This is a genomic window from Noviherbaspirillum denitrificans, assembly GCF_002211445.1.
GTDB classification, from domain to species: Bacteria; Pseudomonadota; Gammaproteobacteria; order Burkholderiales; family Burkholderiaceae_D; genus Noviherbaspirillum; species Noviherbaspirillum denitrificans.
This window is the reverse complement of sequence record NZ_LSTO01000001.1, coordinates 520,447-527,658: the sequence shown is the minus strand read 5'-3', so window position 1 is coordinate 527,658 and position 7,212 is coordinate 520,447. Positions and strand designations below refer to the sequence as shown.

Sequence of the window (7,212 nt, the reverse complement as noted above, 5' to 3'; positions counted from 1 at the left end):
GATTTCGCCGCCGGGCAGCGCGTTCACCGCCGCGCCCATCGAGGTAAACAGGTCGATCGCGAGGCCGTTGGTGCGGTACTTCAGGCCCTTGAAGTCGGCGGTCTTGGTGATCGGTTTCTTGAACCAGCCGAGCGGCTGGGTCGGCATCGGGCCGTACAGGAAGGAGACGATATTGGCGCCGATGGAGTCGTACAGCTTGGCCAGCAGCTCCTTGCCGCCGCCGTACTTGTGCCATGCCAGCACCATGTTGGCATCCATACCGAACGCCGGGCCGGAGGTCCACAATGCGATCGCCGCCTGCTTGCCGTAGTTGTAGCCCATCACGCCATGGCCGCCGTCGAGCGTCCCCTTGGACACCGCGTCAAGCAGGCCGAAGGCCGGCACCACCGCGCCCGCAGGGAGGACTTCGATCTTCAGTTCGCCGCCGGTCATGTCATTGACCTTCTTGGCGAAGTCGTTCGCATATTCGTGGAAGATGTCCTTCGCGGGCCAGGTGCTCTGGAAGCGGAACTGGGTCGGCGACTGCGCCGTCGCTACCGCGGGAAAGGCCAGCGCGGTGGCCGTGCCCGCGGCAGCCTTGCCAAGGAAGCCGCGACGCGATGGTTGAACCTCGGGGATGGTCTTGCCGGTCTTCTTCATGGTGTTGTCTCCTATGTAGGTGTTCTTGGACTACCTAATCATTGTCGTCCCACGTTGTGAAGCGGAACTTGATAATGTGCAATAGGACGAGCCCTTGGAGAATGCGCCGCCATGTACATTTCGGCAAGCCGCAATGCAACATGAAATTGTGGCTACACTGGTCGGTTACCCGTGTTCCATTGATACCTTCGTTGCCGCGATCAGACAAAAATTTGGGCTGAATCAAACTCGCGCGGACGCCGGGATTGTGCTGGCTAAAATGCGGCGTTTGTCTTGCGCGGTATTCATTGATAAAGATTGATAAAGGGAGGGATCATGGGATTACTGGTTCTCGGGCTCGTGCTGTTCATCGGCATCCATCTGCTGCCGGTGCTGACGGGCGTGCGCAATGCACTGCAGGCACGCATGGGAGAGAAGGCCTACAAGGGGATGTTCTCGCTGGTGTCGGCGGCCGGACTGGTGCTGATCGTTATCGGCTACGGCCGAGCGCCTTCCGAACCGCGTCTGTTCGCCCCCGTTCCGGCGGCAGTGCTGCTTGCGCCGCTGGCCATGATCGTGAGCTTCGTGCTGCTGGCGGCGGCCAATATGCGCACCCACATCCGCCGCGCGCTGAAGCATCCGATGCTGCTCGGCGTCGGCCTGTGGGCCACCGTCCACCTGCTGGCCAATGGCGAAGTGAAGGCAACGCTGCTGTTCGGCGCCTTCCTCGCCTATGCCGTCATCGACCTGCTGTCGGCGGTGCAGCGGCATGCGGTGAAACAGTTCACCCCGGTCGCCAGGCAGGATGCGATGGCCATCGGCGCCGCTGTCGTGCTCGCGCTGCTGGTGATGGCCTTCCACCGCCACCTGTTCGGCGTGCCGGTCGTGCCCTGGGGCCTTTGATACCCCGCATGGCCCTGCGGAAAGGGCGGAACCGCTCCCTGCACGCAAGGTCATACCGGCAACAGGACCGCCGTTGTCCGAACGGGAGAGGCTGTGCCGAGGCGTGCATTACTCATCGTCAACCGCAAGAGCCGCAACGGAAGCTCTGACGTCCGCACCGTTGCCGGATACCTGGAGCGCAGCGGCATGGACGTGCTGCCGTGGGCGCTGGACCGGCCCGATCAGGTTCCGGAAATGATCCGCCGCCATGCCGCCGACGTCGACCTCGTGGTCGTCGGCGGCGGTGACGGCACCCTCAATGCCGCGGCGCCGGCGCTGATCGAGACGCGCCTTCCGCTGGGCGTCTTGCCGATGGGCACCGCCAACGACCTCGCGCGCACCCTGCAGATACCCTTTGACCTGGAACAGGCAAGCGGCGTGATCGGCGGCGGCCTGCTGCACAACATCGACTTGGGGCGTGTCAACGGCCGCTATTTTTTCAACGCTGCACATGTCGGGCTGGGCGTGCATGCGCAGGAACATCTTTCCCCGGATGTGAAGCGGCGCTGGGGCGTATTCGGTTACGCGCGCAGCCTGTTCAAGGCGCTCTCGTCTTTCCGCCCGTTCCACGCCGATATCGTGTGCGACGGGAGGCGCAAGCGGGTGCGCTCGATCCAGGTGTCGGTCGGCAACGGCAGGCATTACGGCGGCGGGATGACGATCGCGGACGAGGCGAGCATCGACGACCGGCTGTTCTTCCTCTACAGCATCGAGCCGCGCAGCGTGTGGGAACTGGCGAAACTGGCACCGGCAGTCCGCGCCGGCCGGTTCGAGGACAGTCATCCTGTCGACATCGAACGCGGCCGCAGCATCCGCATCGTGACAAGCAGGACGATGGCGGTCAGCGCCGACGGTGAACTGGTGTCGCGCACGCCGGCCGAATTCGACATGATTGCCGGCGCCGTGCGCGTCCATGTGCCGCCGGCCTATCTGGAAGACAGAAAGGAGGAGCCTCATGTTGCTCAGAGATGAACGGCAGATGTCGGTCAATGCGGTGGAACGGCTGTGCTTCGAAACCGCCGGCCACTACGAGGCGGCGGCATCGGAACTCGGCGAGGATCATCTCGCGCACGTGTTCTCCGCATTGGCGGATGAACGCCAGCGCCTCGCCGGCGATCTCGCGGTACAGATCCGCGCGCTGGACGATTTGCCGCAGCAGCCGGATCCCGACCGCGAGGCGATGTCGCATATGCTCTCGGGGATCAAGGCGCTGCTGTCGCGCGACATGCGCGGTACACTGGTGGCCGATTGCGAACGTGGCGAGGAGGCACTGCTGTCGGCGCTGCACGCGGCCTTGCGGCAGGATTTGCCGGAGGAGATGCAGGAGGTGCTGCGGCGCATCCTTGCGCATGCGGAGTCGGCGCAGCGGGAGTTGTCTGCGATCCATTGATTCGTAGGGTGCGCCGTGCGTACCACTACGGCGGATTACGCTCCGGTTCAGTACCGGTGCGCACGGCGCACCCTACGACTTCACCGCTCCGGCTCCCCGCACCAGCCTCCACACGCGCGCCACCAGCCGCCCGCCGAAACTGTCACTGCGCCGCGTACGCCTCACCCAGACGCGCGCGCGCCGCACGGCGGCATGGGTCGCATGCTGCATCACCAGCTTCCCGTACAGGACCATGTGCAGCCACGAGCGGTAGACAACGATGTCGTCGAGGTCGCGCTGCACGCCTAGCAGGCGCGTCTTGTATTCGTCCTGCCCCCACAGGAAGTGGTACTCGCCGCCGCCGCGCCGGATGCATTCGCAGATGGTCAGGTAGCAGCACAGCGTGCCGAGCCGGTAATCGTCCCAGGCCGGGTCGTGCGCCAGCGTTTCGAGGAAGTAGTTGGCACCCACGCGGTAGTTGATTGATCCGGCGCAGATGCGGCCGTCGATCAGGATGACGCCGAGCATCCCGCGTTCATGCGAGAGCTGCACAATGCGGCGCGTGATGTCCTCGTCGTTGATCGCTTCCTTGCCCTTGCTTGCCATGCGCAGGCGGTTGAGGCTGATGACGTGCCGGATCTGCGCTTCCTCGATCTCGCCTGCATCGAAGACGCGGAACTCGAACGCCGGCAGCTCGCGCTTGAGCTTGTTCATGTAGCGATGGATGTAGCTGCGCGTGGAGCGTCCGAGACTGGCGAGATAGCTCTCGGGACTGCCCGGCAACGTCAGCACCATGTCTTCCAGGCAGTTGAAGCGCTGGCAGGGCATGGGCAGGCTGGCCATGTTGGGCCGCACCGCGTGGAAAGAGATCACGTTGATGCCGGGATACCGGCCGAAGACATAGCCGGCGAAGCGCAGCAGGTCATCCTGGTCCACGCGCAGCCCTTCGTTGACCACGCGAACGGTGTTGCGGTGCTTCTGGAACAGCCATGCGCACACGATGTTCTTGCCATCCCGCACGACGTACGTGCTGGCATTGTCGGCACCGCCAAACGCGCGATAGTACTCGAGCGAAGAAAACAGGTTGCCGTACAACCTTTCCAGCGCGGGTCCGATGAAGGCGGGCACGTCGTTGTCATAGCACTGGATGGAGAGCTCGGAGCCGGGCTTCACCTGCACGGACACCGTGTTGTTCGGAGACTTATCGATGGGTTGTACTTGTTCTACGCTCATTGCATGCATTCTCTTGATCGATCGGTACCGATCCGCGTCCCTGTCGCGGCTCTTGTCCTCGCTTTGATCGGAACGCGACCAAGAGTTCAGCGTATGGGGCCCGTGCTGCGCATGCTTTTTGTGTGATCGCAAATGGTGCGCGCCGTGGCGCCACGGGGACAATCAGGGCTGTGCTATCTTGAGAATGAATGGGAAACCGCGCGCATTGCCGCGTGCGGAAAGAACTTCACGCTTCTTCCTTGGCCTGCAACCACTTTCCGGCGAAGCTCTCGCTCGGCACCGGCCTGCCGAAATAATATCCCTGCACTTCATCGCAGCCGTTTTCGAGCAGGAAGCGGCGCTGTTCTTCCGCTTCCACTCCTTCGGCCACCACGCGCAGGTTGAGGATGTGCGCCAGCGAGATCACCGCCTTGACGATTGCTGCGTCATCCTGGTCGTCGGCGATGTCGCTCACAAAGGAACGGTCGATCTTGAGTGTGTCGACGGGGAAGCGCTTGAGGTAGTTCAAGCTCGAATAGCCGGTGCCGAAGTCGTCGATCGAAATCTTCACGCCCAGCTCCTTGAGCTTCTTGAGGATGACGAGCGACTTGTCGACGTCGCGCATGACGACCGTTTCGGTGATCTCCAGCTCGAGGCAGTGCGGCGCCAGTCCGCTTTCGTGCAGCACTTCGGCCACCAGCGCGACGATGTCGCCGCGCACCAGCTGCCGCGGCGACAGGTTGACCGAGATGGGGATGGCCGGAAAGCCGGCGCGCTGCCAGGCCATGTTTTGCGCGCAGGCCGTGCGCAGCACCCACTCGCCGATCTCGATGATGAGTCCGCTTTCCTCGGCCAGAGGAATGAAGGATCCGGGCGGCACCATGCCGCGCAGGGGATGACGCCAGCGGATCAGCGCTTCGGCGCCGACCACCTTGCCGGTGGCGAGATGGATCTTGGGCTGGAACTGCAGCACGAATTCATTGTTCGCCACGGCATGGCGCAGGCTGTTGAGCATATCCAGCCGCTGCGTGGCATGCGCATTCATCTCGGCGGCAAAGTACACGAAATTGTTGCGGCCCAGTTCCTTGGCCTTGTACATCGCGGAATCCGCATGGCGCAATAGCGTTTCAGCATCATGTCCGTCGGAAGGAAAGACGCTGATGCCCACGCTGCACGTCACGTGCAGATCGAGCCCGCTGGCCTGCGCGGGTTCGGCGACGACGGCGATGATGCGGCGGATGGTATCGGTGACGCTTTCCAGGCTTTTCTGGTTGGAGAGCACGATCACGAATTCGTCGCCACCCTGGCGCGCGACCGTGTCCGACGCGCGCATGCAGGACTTGAGCCGCGCCGCCACCACCTTGAGCAGTTCATCGCCGACCTGGTGGCCGAGACTGTCGTTGATGAACTTGAAGTGGTCGAGGTCGATGAAGGCCACCGCCGCGATGCCGCCGTCGCGCTCGGCCTGGTGGATCGCCTGCTGCAGGCGATCGGCGAGCAGGATGCGGTTGGGCAGGCCGGTCAGCGCGTCGTGCGTCGCCTGGTGGCGGATGCGCGCTTCGTAGACCTTGCGCTCGGTGATGTCGACGACGGTGCCTTCATAGAACTGGATGCCGCCATCGGGCGCGCGCACTGCGCGGGCGTTCTCCGAAATCCAGATCACGTTGCCGTCGCGGCGGCGGACTTGCGACTCGAAATTGAGCACCTGGCCATGCTCGGCCATCAGGCACAGGAATTCGGCACGCCGCTCGGGATCGACATACAGCTGGTGTTCGATATCGCGCAGCGTGTCGATCATCTGCTGCGGCGAATCGTAGCCGTACATGCGTGCCAGCGCCGGGTTGACCGCGAGGTAGCCCTTGTCCGGCGTGGACTGGAAGATGCCTTCCACCGCATTCTCGAAAATGCTGCGGTAGCGACGCTCTGCTTCCTGCAGCGCCCGTTCGGCTTCGCGGCGCTGCGTGATGTCATGGGCAGAACCTTCCCGTGCGGCGCATGTGCAGCCTCCGGAACATTCCGGCGGCGGCAGTCGGGCGAGGGCAATGTGGGACATCGATTCTTCCTTTGGGTTAGCATTGCCATGATGCAATAACAATGCCAAGAAACGAGGCCCAGGAGGAGGCGTGCGGCATGGATCGGGCAAGGCGGGCGCACCACGACAGTGCATTCCTGCACCATGCCGGAAATGCCAAGCTGCGGAAACACTGCTGACTTTGCGCAAGACTGTTGCCGGGCGCCCTGGTTCATCATGAGACACGTCCACCAGTCGAGGAAATGACGAACTGCCTGCCCGTGTGAAAGCTGCCCATTGAAGATCCGCACTTACCTCTCACTGACGGCCGCCGCCGTGCTGGTGCCAGTCATCGTGTTCGCCACGGCGGCGCTGCACATGCTGCTCGATGCGGAACGCAAGGCCGCATTGAATGCGATGCAGGCCACGGCCCGCGCTACTGCCTTGAGCGTGGACCGTGAACTGGCAGCCGCCGAAGCGCGCTTGCGCACACTGGCCACTTCCCATTACCTGCTCCGGGGCGACCTCGCCAATTTCTACAACCAGTCGCGCGAGACGCTGAACGGCGACTATGCCTGGATCCTCTTGTCCGACCGATCCGGCCGGCAGCTGTTCAACACCAGCGCCCCTTACGGCGAACCACTGTCCCGGCTGGCGCATCCGGAACCCGGGGCCGAAGCGATGCGCACCGGATCCATCCATGTCACCAACCTGCGGGAAGGTTCTGCCGAGAAGCGGCCGGTGGTGTCGGTCGAAGTGCCGTTGCCGCATCCGGACGGCCTGATCCTCAGCCAGTCCTTTGTCGCCGAATACTTCAACCGCGCCTTCGACCGGGCGGCCATACCGCCCGACGGCGTCATCGGCATCATTGACCGCAACGGCATTACCGTTGCGCGCAGCCGGGCCGGCGCCCAGTTCGTGGGCAAGCCGACCGTGCCTGACCTGACCGCCGCCGCGCGGCGCGCCGAAGAGGGCGTGGTGCGTACACGCAGCCTCGACGGCGTGGAAATCTATGGCATCTACACCCATTCGAAGCTGTCGGGCTGGATCGTCGGCATCG

Annotated in this window: 7 protein-coding genes; 4 read left to right on the top strand and 3 right to left on the bottom strand. The window is 63.6% G+C overall.

Translation table 11 applies throughout. From position 1 onward, the window contains the following. On the bottom strand, window positions 1-639 hold a 639-nt coding region (locus AYR66_RS02645; RefSeq protein WP_141104145.1), incomplete at its 3' end, for a twin-arginine translocation signal domain-containing protein. 315 nt (window positions 640-954) lie between these two features. Between AYR66_RS02645 and AYR66_RS02640 the strand changes: the two genes are divergently transcribed. From AYR66_RS02640 to AYR66_RS02630, 3 genes are all read left to right on the top strand, one after another. Then, entirely contained in the window at window positions 955-1,521 is a 567-nt protein-coding gene (locus AYR66_RS02640) for an NnrU family protein (RefSeq protein ID WP_088706226.1), read from the top strand. A 93-nt stretch (window positions 1,522-1,614) separates the two neighbouring features. Beyond that, on the top strand, window positions 1,615-2,532 hold the full coding sequence (locus AYR66_RS02635; RefSeq protein ID WP_088706225.1) for a lipid kinase: 918 nt from the start codon (window positions 1,615-1,617) through the stop codon (window positions 2,530-2,532). Continuing rightward, window positions 2,516-2,950, top strand: coding sequence for a DUF2383 domain-containing protein (locus tag AYR66_RS02630; RefSeq protein ID WP_170942042.1), 435 nt, complete (start codon window positions 2,516-2,518; stop codon window positions 2,948-2,950). Before AYR66_RS02635 ends, AYR66_RS02630 begins: the two co-directional genes overlap by 17 nt. A gap of 72 nt (window positions 2,951-3,022) precedes the next feature. Here AYR66_RS02630 and AYR66_RS02625 read toward each other — a convergent pair whose 3' ends face one another. Together AYR66_RS02625 and AYR66_RS02620 are read right to left on the bottom strand one after the other, a co-directional pair. Further along, entirely contained in the window at window positions 3,023-4,162 is a 1,140-nt protein-coding gene (locus AYR66_RS02625) for a GNAT family N-acetyltransferase (protein WP_170942041.1), read from the bottom strand. 226 nt (window positions 4,163-4,388) lie between these two features. Beyond that, window positions 4,389-6,194 carry a putative bifunctional diguanylate cyclase/phosphodiesterase gene (locus AYR66_RS02620; protein WP_234814698.1) on the bottom strand — a complete coding sequence of 602 codons (1,806 nt, stop codon included), beginning with the start codon at window positions 6,192-6,194 and terminating at the stop codon, window positions 4,389-4,391. Window positions 6,195-6,449: 255 nt separating this feature from the next. Here AYR66_RS02620 and AYR66_RS29260 point away from each other — a divergent pair. Continuing rightward, window positions 6,450-7,212: cache domain-containing protein (locus tag AYR66_RS29260; RefSeq protein WP_206047030.1), on the top strand; the 763-nt coding region annotated here is incomplete at its 3' end.